The organism is Desulfoluna sp. (genome assembly GCF_030145185.1).
Taxonomy (GTDB): Bacteria; Desulfobacterota; Desulfobacteria; order Desulfobacterales; family Desulfolunaceae; genus Desulfoluna.
On the sequence record NZ_JAQYWB010000002.1, the window covers coordinates 1 to 22857 of the forward strand.

17 protein-coding genes are annotated in these 22857 nt (G+C 57.3%); 3 read left to right on the forward strand and 14 right to left on the reverse strand.

Annotated elements, in window-relative coordinates; all coding sequences use genetic code 11:
- From Q1Q75_RS00475 to Q1Q75_RS00490, 4 genes are all read right to left on the reverse strand, one after another.
- A partial coding sequence (locus Q1Q75_RS00475; protein ID WP_300666939.1) for an efflux RND transporter periplasmic adaptor subunit occupies positions 1-697 on the reverse strand: 697 nt, incomplete at its 3' end.
- Between the two features lie 87 nt (positions 698-784).
- The gene (locus Q1Q75_RS00480) at positions 785-3127 is read right to left on the reverse strand and encodes a TolC family protein (RefSeq protein ID WP_300666942.1); all 2343 of its coding nucleotides are present in this window, start codon (positions 3125-3127) and stop codon (positions 785-787) included.
- The gene (locus tag Q1Q75_RS00485; RefSeq protein WP_300666945.1) at positions 3127-3804 is read right to left on the reverse strand and encodes a TetR/AcrR family transcriptional regulator; all 678 of its coding nucleotides are present in this window, start codon (positions 3802-3804) and stop codon (positions 3127-3129) included. Before Q1Q75_RS00485 ends, Q1Q75_RS00480 begins: the two co-directional genes overlap by 1 nt.
- Positions 3805-4056: 252 nt before the next feature.
- Positions 4057-4527 (reverse strand): ATPase P, encoded by a 471-nt coding sequence (locus Q1Q75_RS00490; RefSeq protein ID WP_300666948.1) that lies wholly within the window; start codon positions 4525-4527, stop codon positions 4057-4059.
- A 542-nt stretch (positions 4528-5069) separates the two neighbouring features.
- Here Q1Q75_RS00490 and Q1Q75_RS00495 point away from each other — a divergent pair.
- Positions 5070-5909, forward strand: coding sequence for a glycosyltransferase (locus Q1Q75_RS00495; RefSeq protein WP_300666951.1), 840 nt, complete (start codon positions 5070-5072; stop codon positions 5907-5909).
- Positions 5910-6059: 150 nt separating this feature from the next.
- Complete coding sequence (locus Q1Q75_RS00500; RefSeq protein ID WP_300666954.1) at positions 6060-7823, forward strand: CocE/NonD family hydrolase; 1764 nt, start codon at positions 6060-6062, stop codon at positions 7821-7823.
- A gap of 73 nt (positions 7824-7896) precedes the next feature.
- Here the strand turns inward: Q1Q75_RS00500 and Q1Q75_RS00505 are convergent, their stop codons facing one another.
- The 8 genes from Q1Q75_RS00505 to Q1Q75_RS00535 all read right to left on the reverse strand — a co-directional run bounded on the left by Q1Q75_RS00505 (position 7897) and on the right by Q1Q75_RS00535 (position 20515).
- Positions 7897-8700 carry a 2-amino-3,7-dideoxy-D-threo-hept-6-ulosonate synthase gene (locus Q1Q75_RS00505; RefSeq protein WP_300666957.1) on the reverse strand — a complete coding sequence of 268 codons (804 nt, stop codon included), beginning with the start codon at positions 8698-8700 and terminating at the stop codon, positions 7897-7899.
- Positions 8701-9253: 553 nt separating this feature from the next.
- On the reverse strand, positions 9254-10072 hold the full coding sequence (locus Q1Q75_RS00510) for a DnaJ domain-containing protein (protein ID WP_300666958.1): 819 nt from the start codon (positions 10070-10072) through the stop codon (positions 9254-9256).
- Positions 10073-10094: 22 nt separating this feature from the next.
- Complete coding sequence (locus tag Q1Q75_RS00515; protein ID WP_300666960.1) at positions 10095-10859, reverse strand: hypothetical protein; 765 nt, start codon at positions 10857-10859, stop codon at positions 10095-10097.
- 475 nt (positions 10860-11334) lie between these two features.
- Positions 11335-14238, reverse strand: coding sequence for an excinuclease ABC subunit UvrA (uvrA, locus tag Q1Q75_RS00520; protein WP_300666961.1), 2904 nt, complete (start codon positions 14236-14238; stop codon positions 11335-11337).
- A gap of 430 nt (positions 14239-14668) precedes the next feature.
- Positions 14669-14929: a BrnA antitoxin family protein gene (locus tag Q1Q75_RS00525; protein ID WP_300666963.1), complete on the reverse strand. Its 261-nt coding sequence runs from the start codon at positions 14927-14929 to the stop codon at positions 14669-14671.
- Entirely contained in the window at positions 14913-15185 is a 273-nt protein-coding gene (locus tag Q1Q75_RS22550; RefSeq protein ID WP_366945123.1) for a BrnT family toxin, read from the reverse strand. Before Q1Q75_RS22550 ends, Q1Q75_RS00525 begins: the two co-directional genes overlap by 17 nt.
- Before the next feature lie 349 nt (positions 15186-15534).
- Positions 15535-19104, reverse strand: coding sequence for a homocysteine S-methyltransferase family protein (locus tag Q1Q75_RS00530; RefSeq protein WP_300666965.1), 3570 nt, complete (start codon positions 19102-19104; stop codon positions 15535-15537).
- 493 nt (positions 19105-19597) lie between these two features.
- Positions 19598-20515: a metalloregulator ArsR/SmtB family transcription factor gene (locus Q1Q75_RS00535; protein ID WP_300666967.1), complete on the reverse strand. Its 918-nt coding sequence runs from the start codon at positions 20513-20515 to the stop codon at positions 19598-19600.
- Positions 20516-20747: 232 nt separating this feature from the next.
- Here Q1Q75_RS00535 and Q1Q75_RS00540 point away from each other — a divergent pair, with 232 nt between their 5' ends.
- Positions 20748-21035, forward strand: coding sequence for a DUF503 domain-containing protein (locus tag Q1Q75_RS00540; RefSeq protein ID WP_300666968.1), 288 nt, complete (start codon positions 20748-20750; stop codon positions 21033-21035).
- Here Q1Q75_RS00540 and Q1Q75_RS00545 read toward each other — a convergent pair.
- Both Q1Q75_RS00545 and Q1Q75_RS00550 read right to left on the reverse strand, forming a co-directional pair.
- Complete coding sequence (locus tag Q1Q75_RS00545) at positions 21026-21589, reverse strand: DUF4276 family protein (RefSeq protein WP_300666969.1); 564 nt, start codon at positions 21587-21589, stop codon at positions 21026-21028. The two genes, Q1Q75_RS00540 and Q1Q75_RS00545, sit on opposite strands and share 10 nt — an antisense overlap.
- Positions 21589-22773 (reverse strand): AAA family ATPase, encoded by a 1185-nt coding sequence (locus Q1Q75_RS00550; RefSeq protein WP_300666970.1) that lies wholly within the window; start codon positions 22771-22773, stop codon positions 21589-21591. The genes Q1Q75_RS00545 and Q1Q75_RS00550 overlap by 1 nt, the downstream gene beginning before the upstream one ends.
- Between the last annotated feature and the right edge of the window lie 84 nt (positions 22774-22857).

Sequence of the window (22857 nt, forward strand, 5' to 3'; positions counted from 1 at the left end):
CGGCAAAGCCAACCGCCCCCCTCCATCCCTTCTCAATGGCCGAACTCATCACCTCGGGAATGTCCACATGCACCTCGGCTCGCTGGCCTGACGCGAGAACAGCCACCGGCACCCCGGCCCCGGTGTTTTCGTTTTCATCGGCCAACACCCGGGTTATCGACCCCTCAACGGGAGATTCCAAGCGGGTGTAACCCAGCTGGCGCGTGGCCAGATCCCGCTTCTTCCCGATGGACGTCACCTGGGCCGTGGCCGATTCCCAGGACGCCCGCGCTCGATCCAGATCACTCTTGGAGATGTTGTCGTTTTCCCAGAGACGCCTCGCCCGTTCATAGGAAAGAGACGCATTGCGCGCCTGGGCGCTGGCCTGATCGAGCCCCGCCTCCGCCTCCTGCACCCGCAACCGATAGTCCCGATCATCCAAAGCGGCCACCAGGTCCCCCTTTGCAAGGGAATCCCCCACCTTCACGGCGATCTCCTTCAAGGTGCCGGGGACCTTGAAACTCAACTTGGACTCCACCGATGACAGGGCATATCCGGAAAAAATCCGAGCCACTTCCGAGTCCACCCGCACGACCCTTTGTACCCGCACCGGCCTCAAGCGAACGACCTCTTCCGCCTTCTCTTCGGCACACCCAACGAGCCCCAGCACCATCAGGAACCCAGCCAAAACGAGCCTTCCCACTACCCGACCGACCATGCCCTCTCCTTATGCCCACCCACTATTCGTTGATATGATTGCCCTGCCAGAACGCGACAGAGATGCTTCCCGTTTTATCGGTAAACCTTACCTCCCCGCCTCCGACAAGGCGTTTCCCAGCGCACGGACCATCTCTTTTCCGGCGTCCCCGGAGAGATCCACCTGGCCCAACAGACGCTGGAGGCGCAACACCCCCACCATGTGATCGTAGACGGCATTTTCCGAGGCGATACGTGCATTCACGGCGGTGTTCTGAGCATCCAGCAGGGTGATCACCGCCACCGCCCCTTCACTGTACGCATCGGTGACCAGGGCGAGGTTTTTCTCCGCGGCATCACGGGAGGCTGCAACCAACCCGATGGTGGCCCCGGAGACCTGCACGGCAAGGGCAGCATCTGTCATTTTCTCGGCCAGAAGTGTCATGGTATGACGCCGTTTCAGAGACAGAGCGGCGGTTTCTCCGGCCACCTTCCGCAGGTCGGCCAGCCGCTCCCCCCCGGTCACAAGCGGAAAACTCGCCTGGATGGCCACATGCCACTCCCGCTCCTCAAAGGGGTCCCGCACCTGATCGTATCCATGACGATCCAACACCTCCGTCACCCCCCCCTTAAGCGCCACATCCGGCAGATAAAAGGCCCGTTTGAACCCCTTGATCCGGCGACGACCCGCAGAAAGGGCGTGATCAATCTGCAATAGCTCCGGGGAGGCCTCCCATCCCACCGCCACAAGAGTCGCCACCAGGGCGTCAAATTCGGTGGGACGATCCAGCATCTCCTGAAATCGCAGATGCGAGGTCAGAAGCACCCCCTGATCATCCGCTCCGGCCCCCACATCCACCCCCTCGGTCACCGCCAACCCGCAAAGACGCTTGAGGGCATTACCGGCATACTGGACCTGGGCCCTGATCTTCAGCAACTCCGTACGATTCTTCGCCACCTCACTCTCCCAGCGGAAAAGCTCCGACGGGTTGAGAACCCCGGCCTGCTTCCGGGCCCGGGCCCGCGCCAGGTTCTCCTGGGTTAACCCCAGGTTCCCCTCACGGACAGCGGCCAGGCTGCGGGCCTTAAGCAGGGTGATATACGCCTCTCCGGCGGCGAGCGCCTTGTCAAGAACACGCGCCTGCTGCTGCGCCTCCCGGGATCGCTGAAAAAGTTTCGTCGCGCTGTAACCGCTCACCGCCGCCTCTGAGTAGAGCACCTGGGTCAACGTCAGAGTCCCCTTGATACTCTCCTCAGATTCCGTGCCCATGCTCTTCTCCGCGCTGTTCTCATCGATCCTGAGACCCGTCACCGAGGCGTCAATGCGGGGAACGAGGTTGGCCAGAGCCTTGTTCACATCCTGGGCCTGGGCCTCCACCCGCCGAGCCTCTGACGCCAGCCCGGGGTTGTAGAGACGGGCCAGGGTCATGGCCTCGGAGAGGGTCAGGACCACCGGCTCGGGGGCCTCAGCCCCCACCTTGTCCGCCTGACGAAAGAGCTCCCACGCCGGAGAAAACCCAATGGCTTTGGCCGTGGCCACATTAATGAGGGGGGTCCCCTCCACCGACCACTCTTCACGAGCCGTCCCCAGGGACTCGCCGCGGGCCATGCTGTAGAGAGTCAAGGCCGTGCGCCGGGCCAGCCGCCGCAGCTCACCCTGGGGCTCTGATCCGAAGAGGAGCCCTGCCTCCACATCGCCCCTCCCGCCCATGGCATACGAAGGGCATTTCCGCAGGATAAGGTTTCCGGCCACCTCGGCCATGCCCTCTGGCGAAAGGCCTGGAAACGGAGAAAAAATAACCCCATCCGTCTCCTCGGGCACCGCCCCAATCATGGCATCCGCACGGGCGGGGACGATTCGCAAGGCCCACTGTTTTCCACGCATCGAGGAGAGGTCCGCCACAAAATCGGAAATCTGCGGGAGGACCAGGCCAGCATGTTCATCCACCACCAGGGTCACATGATCCAAGCGCAGGGCCTCAAAAAACTGCTCCAAACCAGAACGAAACAAAGGCCCCACCACGATGGCATGAAAATCGGGTCCTCCTTCGGCAGCCCGCGTTAAAAGATGGGTGGCCAGCATCGGCTTTGCCCAGTGTCCCCGCTGGGCTGCCACGCCGGAGGCCACGTACCCCATCGCCACCCCGAAGGAGACCCTGGGATCCTCCTCCAGGGCCCTGAAAGCGGTCTCCAGGCCTTCCGCTGTCCACGCGCCGTCCGTCATCGTCTCGGACGCCAGCTCGACCACCAGCTCCGGACTGGCCAGGGTGGCGAGCTCCCGCTGCACGCTGGCGCGAAAGTCGGAAAGGGTAGAGGCAGGACCCGCCGTGACAGCACCCACCACCACACGCCTCATGTCTGCATGGGAACAAGGCACCCCGATCAGGCCAAAAACCACCCACAGCCACGCCAACCCTGCCCATCCCCCCCTCATCGCGCCACCCTTTCGCATCAAAGTCTCCTTGCAACCGCCCTGTGATCCGGAACCGGAAGGCCCAGAATCTGTGTCATACTCTCAGCCATATAGCAGGCCGTACCATTGAGAAATGCCTCGTCGTACTGGGTCAAATCAAAGGCGATCAGGACCGCCTCCCGTTCCAGAATGTAGTACTGCAGCTGCGCCATGACGTTGATATACCAGTACTGCACAAAGGCCTCGCTCAGCCCCGGAACATGATCGCGGACAAAATGCCGTAACTTTTGGGGTTCTTCCAGCCGCATCAACGCGCGGGAGGACTTCGGATGCAGCTCCATGCGAGACCGAACCATCAGGGTCCCGTACCACCCTGGAACCCCCGGGCCGAGCAGGGCGCGAAGGCATCGGTGCATCATGTAACCCATCGCATCGGACACCTGCTGCAACGTGGAATATGTCCCAGAGTCCAGAATGCCAAACAAACCGGGCAAATCGAGTTTCTCATCCATGATGTGGCGAAGACAGGCGAGGTAGAGTCCCTCTTTGTTGGTAAAATGGTAATTCACCGAGGAGAGAGAGGTCCCCGCCTCCTTGACGATTTCGCGAATTCCGGTTCCCCCCAGACCTTTTCGGGCGAACAACTCCCCGGCCGCATCAAGAATAGCCTGGCGGGTCGACTTACAGGACGACCGATCCGATAACGTCTCTGGCATGGCAGCAATATCCGTTCAGGTGGGGAGAGGAGACTCTATTTACGATATGAATTCGGGATCCAGGTAAGAAACATTGTTATATGAGATATACGAACGTTCGTTCGACTGTCAATCATTTTTCGCGGAGAGCCTGCAAAAAGATGTTTAAAAAACCCGGTAAGGCAGGCGAAGGCTATCTCACGAGGATCAGAGGTTTTTTTGGAGGACGCATGATGGTTAAGGCCTGACGAAGGGCAGAGCGTAAAGGCACCCTCAGGTCCGAAGGGTGGCCTTCAATCGCGTGGGATGCAAAAGGAGATCCAGGGCCACAAAGATGTCCGGACACACAAGATCTGCAGAGAGAAGAGCCGGAGACGCAGCCCCCTCAGGGCCAGTAATCGCCATCCCGACACAGGCGAGACTCAACATGCGGCAGTCGTTGCGGCCATTGCCCACCGCCACCACCCCTTCAGCTCCCAGACTCTGAACATAGGCGGCTTTCTGGTCCGCCTCGCCTCCCGGCGTGAGAACAGACAAGAGCACCGGCCAGTCCGAGAAGATGCCCGCCGCCTTGCCAAAGGTATCGGCGGTGACCACATGGATGGTCAAGGCCGCCGAGAGAGCCTCAATCCTCTCTCTGACCCCCATCAGGGGCACACCATCCAGCGCAAGGGTCCCGTTGTAATCAAGGACCAGGTGAGAAATGGCAATATCGGAAAATCCGGGGATAGACTGGGCAATCATGAAGGCCTCCTCGCGTCGATTTTTTTTGAAAAGAGTGCTATAAACTCTTCTACCACACACAGGACAAAAAGCAAAAAAGCCTGCCTCCGGCGGCCAGGGGATGATCCCCTGGACCCCAGGTTGCGAATGCCCTCTCCCTTCGTTCCTCAGGGTGAGGACATTCGCGAAGGTTTCTGGAAAATTGAGCAAAACCTGTTTATCAAACTTTCTTGTCGCGCCGTAGCCCTTGGACGAAGGCGGATCAAACGTTTGGCCCCCGGCAGGGCCGCCGGAGGCGTCTTTAACCTGGCTGCCTCCGGCGGTGAAGTGTACCAGAGTTATTCCGGTAAAAATCATTCTATGAGATGAAACCTGAACCCCGGGGTGCCAGCACGTGTGACACACAACGCAACCCGTCACACGCCACGCGAATGCGGATGCGATAAAGCCTGAGTGACGTAACCCAAAGCGCATTCGCAAACCCGCTTTCAAGGTGGCACACCTTGCCGCCGGAGGCACGCTTTTGCTTTACAAAAACCCGGCCCGAAGGCCCTGGAGAAATTATGAACAATCCCTTGATTAGTGTGATCATACCGACATACAACCGAGCCTGGGCCCTTGAAGCGGCGGTGGACTCGGTGCTGGCCCAGAATTATCCGGAGGTAGAGCTGATCGTGGTGGATGACGGATCCACGGATGAGACCCCTGCGCTGTTGGCCCGGTATGGAGACGCCTTACGGGTCCTCACCCTTGAGAACGGGGGCGTGAGCCGGGCACGGAACCATGGCATTGCCGCAGCCACTGGGACCTTCATCGCCTTTCTCGACTCTGATGACCGCTGGCTCCCTGAAAAACTCTCCGAGCAGGTCGATTTTTTCCGGCAAAACCCGGAGGCCCTGATCTGCCAGACGGAAGAGCTCTGGATACGCAACGGCAAACGGGTGAACCCCTGCAAACATCACAAAAAACCATCGGGAGACATCTTTGAGGCCTCCCTTCATCTTTGCCTGGTCAGCCCCTCGGCCGTGATGATGAAACGCACCCTGCTCGATGAGGTCGGGCTTTTCGATGAATCCCTGCCGGCCTGTGAGGACTACGACCTCTGGCTTCGAATCGCCTGGCGTTACCCGGTATACACCACAGCCTCCCCCCTGGTGATCAAACACGGAGGGCATGAGGATCAACTCTCCAAGACTCCGCTTCTGGACCGGTTCCGCATTCAATCCCTGGTGCACCTGCTGGAGCAAAACGTCCTCTCCCAGCCCCAGAGGGAAGCGACACGGGCCGTGCTTCAGAAGAAAGGCCGCATTTACGCCGGGGGTTGCCAGAAACATGGCCGGGAAGCAGAGGCCCAGGCCATCACCCGACTGGTCGACCAGACGCTTGGCGACAAAACAGCTTAACCCACCTTCATCCTTATACTTTTTTCTTGATCTCCACCGCTGTTTTTTCTAAAATAGATCACCATTCACCCATACAAACGGCGTTCTTAACCGAGGTCCTGCCCACCCGGAAAATCTCAGAAAAGGCCTCTTCTTCCAAGGAGGATCACCATGATGATTCGATGGATAGCTGCCCTTTTTCTCGCATTTTTCCCCATGCAAACCGCCCTTGCCATGGGAACCCTGCCCAACGAAGCGTTCACACTCTCCCCGTCCGATTACGACTGGACCTATCAGGAAAAACTTCTCATCACGTCCAAGGATGGGATAACCCTCTCCTGCAACCTCTTTCTCCCCGAACCAAAAACCCCGGGTGAAACCTTTCCCGCCCTGGTCATGCCCAACAGCTGGATCATGGAGGAGCACGAATACTGGGTTCAGGCAAAAACCTTCTGTGAGAAGGGATACATCGTTTTATCTTACAGCGCCCGAGGTTGGGGCCAATCGGAAGGATGGGTTGATGTGGGAGGACGTAAGGATACCGGAGACATCACCTCCCTCATCACCTGGCTGACGAATAAAACCCCGGTCACCGGCGTGGTCAAAACCGCCGACGGCACCGTCACCGATGACTCCAACGCCATGATCGGCATGTGCGGCATCTCCCTCGGCGGGGGACTTTCCCTCATGGGGGCTGCCTTCGACCCCCGAATCAAGGCGGTGATGGCCATGGTGCCCTGGGGCGACCTGGTGGACTCCCTCTACCTCAACCAAAGTACGAAAACAATCTGGGTCAAAGGGCTTCTCGTGGGGCTGGGCGGCGTCGTGGCCCATCTGCATCCGGACATCGCAAAGTACAGCGAACAGCTCTTCAACCACGAACACGAGGACCTCCATACCGACCTTCTCCCCTGGGCCATGGCCCGCTCTCCCATCAACTTCCTGGATCAATACAATGATCCAGACCGGAACCTGGCCATCTGCATCAGCACGAATCTGCAGGACTTCCTCTTCACCCCCACCCAGATTCTCCGCTTTTATTACGCCCTGGACGTCAAAGCCAAGCGCATCGACTTCAACCGAGGCATCCACGCCTCCTCGGAAGGCACAGGGCTTATCGGAATCCCCAATACCGTCTGGAACCGGTCGTACGCCTGGTTTGACGAACATCTCAAGGGCATGGAAACCGGCATCATGAACAACCCGCCCATCTCCATCGACAACAAAAGCAACGACACCCGTCATTACCTGAATCACCTCTACATCAAAGACATCAACGGCACACACCTTCAGGGCCTTACCCGACCCGTCATCGCCAACCCAGGCACCGATACGGAATTGAGCCGGCGTTACCTCAGCCACCGCCCCTGGTACCACTACAAGGGCGGGCTGACGACACGAGGAGGCCACAGCGGCGTCAACACAATCTCCGCAGGTAAAATCTCCGGCCTCACCCTGGGCATTCCGCTTCTCAGCTCCCTGCTGGAGGCCCATACCCAGGCGCTTCATATTCGGACCAGCCTGCCCCTGACCCTCCGAAACAAAGCCCTTGTCTTCGCCACTGAGCCCCTGACGTCAACCCGTTCCCTCGTGGGCACTCCCAGTATGAGCCTGACCCTGACCCCTTCCGCCGACCGCGTTCAGCTCATTGCCCATCTCTACACGGTGGACGCGCTGGGCCTCGGGACCCTGATCTCCCACGCCCCCCTGACCCTGCTCGAGTCGGACCAGTTGATGCCCAGTGCGGTCCCGGGCACGAAAAAAACCTATGCCTTCAACTTCATCACCACCGCCGCCGAGGTCCCCAGAGGCCATCGCCTGGCCGTGGCCATCGACACCTTTGACCTCTCGTACGGCAAGGCATCCGACGAACCCTTCGACCTCACCCTCCACTACGGGGAGGGCTCTTTCCTCGATATTCCCTGGCTGAAATAAAAAAACGCCGCAGCCTCCTTAAAAAGGGCTGCGGCGTTTCGTTTTTGCGCGAACAAACGTTTCTATTAGAAAATCATCCCCTGGCCTCCAGAAAAGCCATGGTCTCATCCACGCCTTTTCCCTCGTGCACGACGCCATGAAGGGCTTTCACAAGCAGCGCGGGGTTTTCATCCTGAAAAACGTTTCGCCCGATGGAGAGTCCGGCGCCCCCGGCCTGGTCGGCATCATAGACCATCTGCACGATGTCCCGATGGCTGGACATCTTGGGACCGCCGGCAATGACCACGGGAATACAGCACCCGTCCACCACCTGGGCAAAGGTTTCTGGAGAGCCGGTGTAGGGGACCTTCACCACGTCGGCGCCCAGCTCTTCGGCGAGTCGTGCCGAATGCTTCACCACCTCCACATCGTATTCATCTCGAATCCCGGCCCCACGGGCGTAGACCATGGCAAGGAGCGGCATGCCCCAGCTGGCGGCCTCGGTGCTGATCCGGCCAAAGGATTCAAGCATCTCCATCTCTTTTTCATCCCCCAAATTCACATGGATGGAGATGGCGTCGGCCCCCAGACGAATGGCGTCTGCCACGGAACCCACCAGGGTTTTCGCGTTAGGGAAGGGCGAGAGGACGGTACTGGCGGAGAGATGGATGATAAGACCGATATCGTTGCCGTGGCCCCGGTGGGTGCGCCTCGGCAACCCTTTATGCATAATCACGGCGTTGGCGCCGCCTTCGGCAACCTTGTCCACCGTCCCTTTCAGGTCAACCACTCCGTAAATAGGCCCCACGGTGACGCCATGGTCCATGGGGACGATAATGGTTTTCCCGGTGTTACGATTGAAGACACGTTCCAGTCTGATGGCTTTCCCAAGAAGCATTGCTCCTCCTTCATCGGCTCAGCAGGGTTGATCTTCGACGGCTGGTCGGAATGGGGTTTAAAAAATAAAAAAAGGCCGCCGGCGTTTCAATGCCTGCGGCCCTTTGCTTATTCGTTGGTTGGTTCTCTACGATCAGCAAACACCCCAGGCGCAAGTAAAAAACCAGAAAAACCAGAAAAATGCGTTTGTGTGGGTGATAGATCGTTTCATGGGCCAAAGTGTTACCAGAACACCTCACCTTTTGTCAAGAAGGCACCCTCACAATCAACCTGTGCGAACAGAAATAGGGGCTGTTTATGTAAAAAATAACTATTTAGACCATGAACAACAGCCTCCGGCGGCAAGGTGTGCCACCTTGAAAGCAGGTTGCGAATGCTTTTTGCCACTCGTTCCTCGGGTCAAATCACATTCGCATTTGTATCGAGAGCTACCAGGTATTATTTTTTAAGACCTGTTTGTTAAACCCATCCCATAAAAATTGGCAAAAGTTTGGCCCCCGGCAGGGCCGCCGGAGGCCTACAATAATATCTTCTTTCCTGGCCCGACATGGCCCTTACTTGTTGTTTCCGAAACGCCCCACCGAACCCGCCAACTTCGCGATACGGCCAAAAAAGCCTCGTCGAAAAGCCACCATCAGATAAAGGTTGCCGGGAGCCCCGCCCCCTTTGCCCTCTTTTCCCATACCGGTCAGACGAATCTTCTGACCCTCCCGAACACCGGGAGGAATTTTCACGACCAGCTTCTTCCCGCGGGCTTTGTGAAAATAGGCAAAGGGTCCGCCCGAAGCGGCCAGCTCTTTTTCAATGGCAATGGTGTCCAGCACATCCCCCCCTTTTTTCGGCCCTCTGGAGAGGAGCGAACCTAGCAGGGAGGTTGCCTGACCCCCGAGGAAGCCACCCCCGGATTTTTTTCCTTCCACGGAAGGCCGGGATGCACCGCCGGAAGACTTAAAAAAGGCCCCCTTCATGGAAAAACCAGGCCGTGAGACGTTAAAAGTTTTCCAGCCATTGCCATAAAACTCTTTGAAGATGGCATCGCCCCCACGGAAGCCGAAATCCTTGGCCAGCTCCTCAAAAATAGCGTGGATATCCGACCCATTAAAAATATCCTGATCGGTGTAGTCCTGTCGAAATCGATGGGTCGCGTCGGCGCCGAAGGAACTCTGCATCGCATCGTAGTTGCGCCTTTTCTCCGGATCGGAGAGGACGGCATAGGCTTCGTTCACAGCCTTCATCTTATCCGCTGCATCGGGGTGGGTCCGGTTGCGGTCGGGGTGATGAATCAATGCGAGCTTTCGGTAGGCATCGCGGATGGTGGTCGCATCGGCGTCTTTGGAGACGTCCAGAGTGGCGTAGTAATCGGTCTGTTCCATGAACCTGCTTATCAAGAGTGTCTTATTGGGAGATGCGTTCTTCCACATTCACGAACGCAGGGAGCACCTTCTCTTCTATAATATCGCCTTCAATCTGCTTGAGGCTCTCATCGGCCACCAGCACCTTGCCCTCTTCGTTGATCACTGTATTGTTTTCGAGAATAATCAGTCCGGTCTTCTCCATTACCCGGTTCCGATAGTTCCACCGCTGCTCCATCTGATACTTCTGAAGCTTGAATTTCCAGAAGAGCCAGAAGAGAAGAAAGATCAGGGTCCCCACCACAAGGGCACCCAGGCCGACAAATAAGTAATACGCGGTGCGCTCGCCCACATGCCCGATGGTCGCCAGGATCACGTCGAGTTTGAAGAGCGCCACGGAACCCAGGCCCAGAATAAAAATACCTGCCAGGGCCGGAAGCTGATGGATCACGGAGACAAAACTCTGAAAGGTCCGCCCGAGATTCCGGCGTCGTCCCCCTTCTCCTTCGGACTCCGCCTCATCGCCGAGGTCACCCTCCGGGGTGTTACCGAAGAGATAAAAATTGAACCCGATCACCACGAGGCCAATAAGAAAGACCATCACCAGGGGAGAGATAAACGAGACGAAAAAGTATTGTTTCCAGGGAAAGGGGCCACTTTCCGGGCCGATAGAGCCAATGAAATGCGCCACAAAGATGACGAATTCAATGCCTGAGAGAAGAATAAAGAAGGTATTGAAATACTCTTTTATTTCTTCCGCATCAAAGAGTGAGGCCACCCCGATGCGGTTTCTGTTTTCTGATTCCATGTAAACAACCCCGTGATTCTGAGCGCCAATAATGATGCGTTTATAAAAGTCGACGTTAAAAATCGCCTCGCAACACCACCCGCCTCAGCTGTTACAGTTCGTCACAACATGTTGAGCGTCGGTATGGCTTGATCCATATTTCTGCGAGGCCATCAATAAAGGGCTCCGTAAAAAGCCGGGCAGCGGTGTTTCTCTACCCTGTGGCGGGTTGTTACGCACTCGCTATGCATGATGCAGGACGAAGCGCGCCATGGCCTTACATAACGACGACCGCCTACAATACCAAGCCTTACATGATACTGAAACGCCCCCCTCTTGTCAAATCTAAGAAGCAAGTGACTGTGGGTATCCATGCCCGGTTTCAGGTGGTTAGGCAAACCCTCATCAGGTAAACACAGAAGGGATGCGTTCATATCAAATTAAGTATACCACGGGTGCTCTGACAAGGCCCGATTTTTTCAACTCAGGCCCCCTCTTAATTGGCCAGTTTCTTCAACCCGCCCACATGGAGCATATCGGCCAGAAAGGGGGCGGTGTGGCCCTTCCCGGAAGCGGCCACCTGCTCAGGGGATCCCTCCACCACCACGTGGCCGCCCCCCTCACCACCGTCAGGACCCATGTCGATGATCCAGTCGGCGCTCTTGATCACATCGAGGTTGTGTTCAATAACTACCACGGTGTTGCCCCCTTCGGTGAGGCGTTGAAGCACCTCAAGGAGCTTGCGCACATCTTCGAAATGGAGCCCGGTGGTGGGTTCGTCGAGAATATAGAGCGTCCGCCCGGTGCTCCGCTTGGAGAGTTCACGGGCCAGCTTGATGCGCTGGGCCTCCCCACCGGAGAGGGTGGTGGCCGCCTGCCCCAGCTTGACATACCCCAGCCCCACATCCATCAGGGTGTCAAGAACGGCGGTGATCTTCGGGTGATGCTGAAAAAGCTCCCGAGCCTGACTCACGGAGAGATCCAGGACGTCACTGATGGAGTGGCCGTTGTACTTAATCTCCAGGGTTGCTTCGTTAAAGCGCTTGCCCCGACAGCTCTCACAGGGGACGTAGACATCCGCCAGAAAATGCATCTCCACTTTAAGAAAACCGTCCCCGCAACAGGTCTCGCAACGCCCGCCTTTCACGTTGAAGGAATAGCGCCCCTTTTTGTAACCCCGGGCCTGGGACTCGGGGAGCATGGCAAAAAGATCCCGGATGTGATCGAACACCTTGGTGTAGGTGGCCGGATTGCTTCGCGGGGTGCGGCCGATGGGCCGCTGGTCGATGTTGATCACCTTGTCGAGATGCTCCAACCCCTGGATCGCCTTGTGACGGCCCACCTGCAGAGTGCCGCCATTGAGGTGCCGAGAAAGCGCCGGATAGAGAATCTGATTGACCAGGGTCGATTTTCCGGCCCCGGAGACCCCCGTCACTGCCACAAAAAGCTCCAGAGGAATCGCCACGTCATCCCCTTTGAGGTTATTCTCCACAGCGCCCGTCACCACTACCTTTGGGTGGCCCTTCTTTTTGGCGACACGCCGGGTTTCCGGCACCTCAATGGCCCGTCGCCCCGCCAGATAATCGCCGGTGAGGGAATTTTTCTGCTTCATGAGAGAGGCCGGGGGCCCCTCGGCCACCACCTGGCCCCCTAAATGCCCGGCACCAGGGCCCATGTCCACCACCCAGTCCGCACATTCGATGGTCTCCTGATCGTGCTCCACCACAATGAGGCTGTTGCCGATGTCCCGCAGGTGACAAAGAGTTTTCAATAATTTGACGTTGTCCCGCTGGTGCAGTCCGATGGAGGGCTCGTCGAGAATGTAGAGCACCCCGGTGAGCTCAGAGCCCACCTGGGAGGCGAGACGGATCCGCTGGGACTCCCCACCGGAAAGGGTGGGGCCGCTGCGATCCAGGGTGAGATAATCGAGCCCCACGTTCACCAGAAACCCGAGGCGATCCCCGATCTCCTTGACGAGCTCTTCGGCGATCACCTTCCGATTGCCGGAGAGATCCAGCTCCCGGACAAACCGATACGCCTGGGTAATGGTCATGGCCGTGACGTCGATGATAGAGACCCCATCGATGAGAATCTTCAACACCTCGGGCTTGAGGCGTTTGCCTTTGCAGCTTCGGCACTGCTTGGAGCTCATGAACGAGGCGTACCACTTCTTGCGGCGCTCGGAGTGGCTCTGGTGATACCGCCGCATCATCTCGTGGACCAGCCCCTCAAAGGAGGTGGTCACCTCGCCCTTCACGGACTTGGAATTCCAGTCCACCACCAGGGTGCGCCCATCGGAACCGAAGAGAACAATCTCCTTCATCCAAGCGGCCATGGACTCCCAGGGGGTGTCAAAATCAATACCCCACTGCTCCTCCATGGCCACCAGCTGGCTCATGCCCCAGCCGCCGGTCCCCAGGTCCTCCTCCTTGAGAAAATAATTTTTCCACGGCACCACAGCCCCTTGACGGATGGTGAGGGAGGCGTCAGGCACGATCTTCTCCTCGTCCATGAGGAGGTGAGTGCCGATGCCGTTGCACTCAGGGCACATGCCCAAGGGGGAGTTGAAAGAGAAAAGGGAAGGCTCGGGCTCGGGATAGGCAATGCCGCAACAGGAGCGCGCCTCGCTCATGCGGATGTCTTCGCGCCCCAGCACATGAATGATGATCTCACCGCTGCCGCTCGCAAGCGCCGTCTCCACCGAATCGGTGAGCCGCTTGCGAAAGACGTCGCCGGCCTTGATGGCGAGCCGATCCACCACCACCTCGATCTTGTGCTTTTTATTTTTGGCCAGCCCGAGGACGTCTTCCAGCTCATGGACCACCCCGTCAATCCGCACCCGGCCGAAGCCGTCGTTTCTCAGGGTCTCAAAAAGGTCCTTGTGCTCCCCTTTTCGGTTCTCCACCAAAGGGGCCAGGATGAGAATTTTCGTGGCCGGCGGCAGCTCCAGGATCTGGCGCACCATGGACTCGGCATCCCCCCGCCCCACCTTTTTTCCGCATGTGATGCAGTGCTGCTCCCCCACCCGGGCAAAAAGCACGCGCAGGTAATCGTAAATCTCGGTGATCGTCCCCACCGTGGACCGCGGGTTCTTGCTCGCCGCCTTCTGCTCGATGGAGATGGTGGGCGAAAGCCCTCGAATGGTCTCGTACTTCGGCTTCTCCATCTGCCCGATGAACTGACGCGCATACGCGGAGAGAGACTCCACATACCGCCGCTGCCCCTCGGCATAAATCGTGTCAAAGGCCAGGCTCGACTTGCCCGACCCGGAAACCCCGGTCACCACCACCAGCTTCTTCTTGGGAATCGCGATATCTATATTCTTGAGGTTGTGCTCCCGCGCGCCCTTCACAAGCACCGCGTCAAGCTCCACACCCTTGGTATCCATCTTCTCGTCCATCTTTTGTCACCACCTTCCAAACTATAAAACAACGAAAACCAAAAACGCCTCCGGCGGCGAGGTGTGCCACCTCGAAAGCGGGTTGCGAATGCTCCCGGCCTTCGTGCCTCAGGCCGATCACATTCGCTGACGGGCTGCGCCCGTGGCATAGGATGACGGCTCTGTTGAGGCTCCGCCTTTACCCTGACTTATCGCTGGTATTTTCAAACCAAAAACAAAGGGGCTTCACAATGCGCATATGCATCCTGAAACCCCTACAAAGTGGTACCTTAACCGGCACTTGTCAAGGCGATGACCCTGACAAACAATCGCTGCGTTTTTCCTGCATTGCCGATCCTTTGCGCCTAAAGGCCCGAGGCTCATCGCCCATGCTGCCCACCTTTTTTTCTACCGGAAACCGAAATGCCATTCGGGCCAGTGGAACCCTCCGTCACAAATGATCCCCATAGCCGCTCAACTCTTCCCGGATCACCTCTCGAAGCCGCGACTCTGTCAACGGGACGTCGGCGAGAGCCACCTCTTTTCGTAAGGCGTTGTTAATCAGGGTCTGATACCCCTGACCTGACGATTCCGCCTTTGCCCTGAACGCATCAAGGATGTCATTATCGAGGTAGATGGTAATCCGAGTCTTACCGGGTTGCTGGACAACAGTCCCCCTCTTCCCCTTTGAAAAATCATACTCCTTTTCCATAACTCCTCCTCTCGCGTTTTGTCGCTTTTCGAGCAGAAACAATACGGAGACACTCACCCCGATACATATACACGACAACCACCAAGACTCCCGTCATCCCCATCCCGAGGGTCACATACCGTTTTTCTCCGGAATAAACCTGCTCTTCCAACGTCAAACCATGGGTATCCCACAATGCGGCCTCAGCATCGGAAAACCAAATACGGTGCTTGATCCAATTCGATGCTGCCTTATCTGGGTCCCATGTGATTTCCATGGGTTATATTATACATATATTGTATGCACGAATAAAGAGATGGATACGATTTGTTGGGTTAATACACCACGCTGAATGAACGCTTAAGGTGTAGGACCTGAGTAACCATTCAGCTCATGAACAAGGGCCTCCGACGGCAAGGTGTGCCGCCGGAGATATCCCTATTAAAATCAACGGAGGAGTTGGATTCTGACCACCGACAGCTCATGCCATTGCGACGCACAGTGCGTTTCCTTGCACGTCACGCGAATGCGGACGCATTTCAGCCTGGAATCACGACGTCTGATGCGCATTCGCAAACCCGCTTTCGAGGTGGCCCACCTCGCCGCCGGAGGCACGTTTTTCGTCCTTAAAAGTACTTCACCTCCGGGTGAAAGCAGACAATCGCCGCCGTGGAGCTGGTGGGGTAGAAGCCGCCGGCGTCGGTGAGGGTGGCGCCCAGGCTTTCACCGCGGAGGAGGCCAAAAATCTGGCGGTTGGCTTCGATGTTGACGCCGGGATAGCCGGGGCTGAAGCGTTTGCCGGTGCCGTTGGAGAACCCAGCCATTTTTTTGGCCCGATCATTGAGGCAGGTGGCGAAGTCTTCGGCCACGCGGTCGGCCACTCCCTGAAGCAGGTGGGCCGCAGCCGACTCATTTTCTTTCTGAAAGGCATCCACCTGTTGGGCGGACGGCAGACCGGCAGTGGCCATCTGAAAACCCACCACGTCGGTGATGCCGTCTGTGGCAGGTCGGAAGTAACGGGCGAGGCTCACCTTTTTTCCTTTGAGGGCCATGATCGGCATGGGAATGCGGCAGAGCTCCACGCCATGGGCGTCGGGGTCGAGGACGACGAGATCGTCGCCATCGCTGTTGCAGGGGTAGAGAGCCACGCGTCCTTTGGGCACGACCCAACCGTTGTCCTCGGCGTCTTTGAGCCACACATCGATCTCGGCGTTGGCGGCTTCGTCGGTGAGGCCCCGTTCCAGGCGCTTCAGGCGGCTCCCTTCGCGCCAGTTCAGGGCGAGGAGGGCTTTTCGATTCAGGGGAAGGGCCTCCACTTTGGGCGAAAAGGTCATGGTGCCGTGACAGATGGAATCGGTGAGCCCGTCAAAGGAGATCTCCAGGGCCGGAAGGGCCGCCGGATCCACCCCGGTTTTTTTACCGATGGCTGCTTTCAACGCCTCGCCGTTCGCGGCGATAAAGGCGTCTCGATTCCGTCCGCAAAGGTTCTCCATCACGTTGACGCAGGTCATGGACGAATCACAATAGAAGACGTCGGACCGCATGGTCTCAGGATTCTCATCCCCGGCCATGGCCACGGCAGCCCCATGTTTCATGTTTACCGGAGCCCCCCCGATGAGAATGGGAATCTCCAGGTTTTCTGCCTTGGCCATGGCGGCCACGGTGATCATATGACCGGCTGTCTGAACGAGCAGGGAGCTCATGCCAATGGCGTCGGCATTTTCCCGTTTGGCGGTCTCAATAAACTCCGCCAGGGGCACCTGCACGCCCAGGTCGATAACCCGGTAGCCGTAGTTTTCCAGAAGAGTGCGGGTGAGGTCCTTGCCGATGCTGTGGACATCCTGGAACACAGTGCCCAGCACCAGGGTCCCCTTGTAGGAGACCGCGCCGCCTTCGGAGGTGCCAAGGACCGCTTCGATATAGGTCATCACCTGCTTCATGACGTCCGCGGACTTCAGCAAATGGGGGAGAGAAACCTCGCCACGGGCGAACCGCGCCCCGAGCTCCTCCATAGCCACCATAAGATGGCCGGAGATAAACTCGACGGGTTCGATGGTTTTCAGGGCCTCGGCCGCCTGAACCACCACGGCATCCTTGTAGGCAAACTCTGCGCCCCGGACGGTAAGGGTGCCGGGCCGGGCCTCGCGAACCCCGTCCTTGATGCGCTCACACACGGCTTCATCGGCTGACAGGTCCTCGTAATTTTTTTTCTTCACCTTGCGCAGGCCGCTCTTGGCCGAGGCCACCTCTTCCAGGTCTTCGTAGGCGTCCATATCCCGATTAAGGATAATGGCAAGGGCCAGCTCATAGTCCGTCTTATCGATGCTCTCCACGGGCACGTAGTGGTTGGGGTTGACGATGGCCGCGTCAAGACCCAGCTTTTTGCCCTCATCCAGGAAAACCGAGGTCAGCACCATGCGCATATAGGGTTTCCTGGCCAGGCCGTTGGTGAGGTTGCTCACCCCAATGGTGGTCTTGAGCCCAGGAGCCAGCGCCTTGATCTTCGGAATCGAATTCAGGGACTCCAGGGCAAAGTTCAGCCCCTCGTCCGACTCGGAACCGATGGGAAAGGCGTTGATGTCGACAAAGAGCTGTCGGGAAGCGATGTCGTATTTTCCGCACAGATCCACCATGGTCTTGGCGACACGCACTTTTTCGTCTGATTTCTGGGCCGGACCGGTGTCATCGGCACACAAACCAATATAAAGGGGTGAATGAAAGGCCGTGGCCTTGAGAATCTGCTCTGCCTTGCTGATGCCGCCCTCCACACTCTCCATGGAGATGGAGTTGATCAGGGGACGTCCGGGATAGGCTTTCACCCCCGCGGCCAGGGCCTCGGGATCAAAGGAGTCGATGCTCATCACGCCCCGGAAGTCACCGGTCATGGCCTGGATGACCGCAGGAAGCACCTCAGGCGTTTCAACCACGTTGGAGTCCATGCACACATCAAGGACCGGGGTGCCCAGGTCTTCGATCTGCTCCCGCACCACCTCGGCCAGGGCGTCCACGTCCATGGGGCCCTCGCTCTCCACGGCGTCCCGCACCTTCTTGGAGCCCCGCACGTTAAGACGCTCGCCGATGCGCAGGAAGGAACCCTCTTCAACGACCACGCTGTCCTGGGGGCCGGAGAGACGCAACAGCCCATCGGGATTCCGTTTGGCCGGGGCCACTCCCTTGAGGCGCTGAGAAATCGCCCGGATATGGTCCGGGCTGGTGCCGCAGCACCCCCCCACCATGGACACCCCGTATTGGGTGACAAATTTTTCCAGTTGATCCGCGAAGAGGTCCGGCCCCAGCCGGTACACCGTACGCCCGAACTCCGACTCCGGCATGCCCGCGTTGGGAAGCACGGAGATGGGAATATCCTGGGTCTCGGACAGCTTCTTGATGATGGGCTCCATGAGGTCCGGCCCGATGGAGCAGTTGATGCCGAACACATCCACCCCACAGGCGGCGATCGTGGTGGAGGCCGCCACGATGTCCGTGTTGAAGATCTGCATGCGGGAAAACTCGTTCACCGTTACCTGAGCCATGAGCGGCAGGCGAACACCCTTGGCCGCCATGGCCTTCTTCGCCCCGCTGACGGCGGCTTTAAGCTCCAGAACATCCTGCTGGGTTTCAAACAGGAGGATATCCACCCCGCCGTCGAGCAGCGCCGTCACCTGATGAAAAAAGTTCTCCTCGATGAGCTCCCAGGTGCCACGCTTAAGGTCAGCGTCCGTGGGAGAGAGCACGTAGTTGGACGGCCCGATGGACCCCACCACGTAAAGAGGACGCCCGTCGTAATCCGCATCGGCCTTGTGGGCCTCCACGGCCCGGCGCGCCACGGCCACCGCCGCAAGGCTCATCTCCCGCGCCATCTCATGGGCCGAAAGAGCCGACAGGTCGACTCCCTCGGGCACGCCCCGGAAGGCCGTGGTGTCCAGATCTTTGAAATCATACTCCCCAAGGCGCAAGGCACTCGCCCCGAACGTGTTGGTCTCAATGGCGTGGGCCCCGGCTCGCAGATACTGAAGATGAATCTCCATCAGGTCGTCAGGCCGAGAAAAGCTGAGCAGGTCGCCCAGCATCAGGTAAGACTCCCCCCCAAAATCTGCGGGCATCAGCCCCAACTGCTGAATCATCGTCCCCATGGCCCCGTCCAGCAACACCACATGGTCCTTCACATACTCAAGAAACTCATCATACGTCGTCATTACGTCACAACCCTTCCTCTTAAAATCATATCAAAAAGCTTAAAAACCGTTGTTTTCTAAGGACAAATCTCTATATAAAAAGCCTCCGGCGGCAAGGTGTGCCACCTTGAAAGCAAATTGCGACTGGTATTAAAATTTATGCAGCAGAAGTGCTCCACTGCGTACCGGAACACATGAAACCGCCGACCCGCGCCACTGTGTTTAAGACGGGCGAATGCCAACGCGACAGTGCCCGAATAACAGCCCCCGAATCGCATTTGCAAACCAGCTTTCGAGGTGTGCCACACCTCGCAGCCGGAGTTATTCCGGTTAATGTCAACCTATGAGTCGCCAGTGAAAAGCCGTCGGCTCACGCATGTACGACGCACGTTGCTGACCGTCACACGTCGGGCGAATGCGGACGCATTTCAGTCTCAAGAGGCGCCTCCCGATGCGCATTCGCAAACCTGCTTTCGAGGTGGCACACCTCGCCGCCGGAGGCATGCTTTTTAATTCACTCCCACACCGCACAGGCTTGGACCGCCCTGAAGCGTTCGCCGCGAGAAGGAGGAAGAGTCTCCAGGGAAGTCATCCTGAACCCGACCTGTTCCATCATGGCTTCCAGGTCGGTGGCAGCGAACCCAAGGTGGAGGTGACCCAGCTTATCGATGACCCAGGCCTCTTCGTGGGGCAGGAGCTCCATAAGGATGAGGCGACCGCCGGATTTCAAGAGTCGCGCGGCGACCTTGAGGCCCACCATGGGGTCGGGCAGATGGTGAAGGGTCTGAGAAAGGACGGCCACATCGCAACAGCTGTCGGGCAGGTCAAGGGCGCTCATATCCCCTTCGATGAAGCGGGCGTTGGAGAGCCCGGTCCGTTCTGCGTGGGCACGAGCGACGGACAGGGCCGGGCCGCTGATGTCCACGCCCACCACCTCGTCACAGACCCGGGCCAGCTCCGCGGTCAGGATGCCGCCGCCACAGCCCAGGTCCACGGCTCGTTCCATGGAAGGCAGCAGGGTCAGGATCATACGGGACCAGGCATGCCAGGATTCTCCCGGTGCCAGGAGTTTTTCGTGAAGTCCGGGGGCTCCCCCGGCGCGTTTTTCGATGATCTCGGCAAGACGCACCAGATCGTGGCGACCGTCTTCGGCGGTACGGACCCGATCCATCAGCAGCGCCCAGAGGGGACGGCCCTCGTTGGGCACCTCGCTCTCTTCCGAAAGACGATAAAAGGTCTTCAGCCCTTCACGGCGCTCCTGCACCAACCCGGCTTTTCTCAGGGTCCCCACCTGCTTGGAGACGCCAGACTGGGCCAACCCGAGGATCGTCGTCAGCTCCGTCACATTCAGGGGGATCTCCGAAAGGAGCCGCAACACACGAAGCCGTGTCTCATCCGCCACGATCCTCAACAGGGACGCCATCTCTTTCATCTCTTTGCTCCATTGCCGGTTAATATCACCGCATTCGAATACAGTGATACACCATGATTTGTCAATAATTTTGTAACGATTCAACGATAGTCGACAGGAAAAAACTCTGGAGGCAAGGCCGTCGGTGGCGCCTCCACCGTTGCTGTTTTTTTGGGAAAAGAGGGGCGGGTGTGATACCTAATAGGCTGTGTAAAAAAGAAAATCCGGTATTTAAACCCAAAGGGAGGTCGCCATGGTTGTCGGCGTTCTGAAAATACGTTTTCGTCTGTTCGGAGTGACCAGCCTGAAAGAGAAACGAAACGTGGTGAAGGGGATCATCGGTCGCATTCAAAACAACTTTCAGGCCGCAGCTGCAGAGACGGACCTCAACGAGCTCCATCAGAGCGCCGAGGTGGGCGTCACCATCGTGGGCAATGACAGCCGCCTGATCAACTCACGGCTGGACAAGATCGTGGATGCCGTGGAAGCCTGGGGGCTGGCCGTGATCACGGATTCGGAGATGGAAATTATTCACGTCTGAGCGGACAGGCGGGTAATCCCACGAACAAGTGCATTGAAACTCGTCGACCGGTTGTCCTCGAGGGACAGGTGTGGGCCTATGGCTCGTGATCCCGACACTTTCTGGTAATGTTTTCGGGTGACTTTGATGAGTTCTTCAGATGGGTTTCCCAGGCGATCCGGATCACGGAACTTACTCTTCCCCGCCTCTCTTTTTACAAGGCCGGAGAGCCTCAACCCCTTTTCAACAGCAACAAAATCGCCAAGATAAAAGCTCTCGAGTTCCCGACATGCGATGCGAACAACCGCTTCCGGCTTTCCTGCGCGACAGCACAATTCTGACAGTTTCTCTTTGATCGACACACAATTTCCGGAATCCTGATCCCTCATCACAACAAAACAAGAGTCCGGACGCATCCACCCTTTCAATCTCCGTTCCAGTTGTTTTTCCAAATCCTGCTTTCCTTCAAAAACAAGATAAACAACGTCTATGAATTCCGGGAGCATTCGGGGAAGAACACCCTTCAGCATCTCACGCGCCGAGGGCTCCTCAAGACAGAAGACAAAGGTCGTCATCAGGCGCCCACCTTCCCAAAGAACTGTTGTTTCCACAAATACCCCATCTGATCCCCCTCAGCCATATAAGCTGAAATTTGCGGATCATCCGCAGCCCGGTGAATCGATGTTTCCCCCTGCTCTTTGGATAACCAGAACACCTCATCAAGATGTGTTGCGTTGAGAAAATCAGGAGAATGTGTGGACACAAAGACTTGTCCCCCGCGAATGGCATAGCTGCGAAACTCTTCGGCCAATTCCCACAAAAGATCCGGGTAAAGCTGATTTTCGGGCTCTTCGACACAAAGCAGCGGATGCGGTCTGGGATCATATAACAAGATCAGGTAGGCCAGCATTTTGATGGTTCCGTCCGAGACATATCGGGCAAGGAAGGGATCCTCAAACGTACCGTCCTGAAATTTCAGAAGGACACGACCCTCTTCGGTCGTTTTGGATGTCACACTGTCAATACCGGGGACGCGCTGTTTTAAAAGATCAATAATCGTATGAAAGGTGTCAGGCTCATATTGATAAAGATACTGCACCACCAAGGAGAGATTGTCTCCTTCCCGCGAAAGGTGATCTGCAAAGCCCGCTTCCTGTTCCGGCCTGGCCCGATTTATATGAAGATCGGAGATATGCCAGTTTTCAATAAGGTTCCCAAGGGTGACCACTGCCGGAAATCGCTCAAATTGCGCCAGACCTTTGATGGCCAGAATATCCTCAGACTTCAGGTTCTGCTCTTCCCTCTGAAGATCGGAGACGTCTTCAATGGTATCCAATTCATTGGTAACCGCCGATCCTTTGCCCTTCTTGAAATCGAGAAAATGCCAAGGTTGCCCACTGCTTCCACGCCGGTACTTTAAAATTTCCCGTTGCACATAAGCCCGCCCATTTTCTTGATTAATTTCGAGGCAATATGTAATCAGGGGGCTTTTCGAGGACTCGCGAAATTTCAATTCGATTTCGATGGGGCCATGACTGTTTCGGCTCCTCACCTCTTCAAAACCTCGGCTCCCACCCAGCTTTGCCAACGCAACATTGATATTGGAGGAGAGCGCCTCTTTCAAAAAACCGAAGACACTGAAAATCGTACTTTTACCCGTACCGTTTGCCCCCACGACAACGCAAAGCCGAGGAATATTCTTCATCTCGGTGTTTCGAAAGGCTTTAAAATTTTTCAGTCGTATGGACTCTATTTTCATCTTGTCACTCCATCCTCGCGGATCCCGACATATTAGTATAAATACACGTGAAGAAATTTACCCAGAAGTGAACCTTGTCGTCAA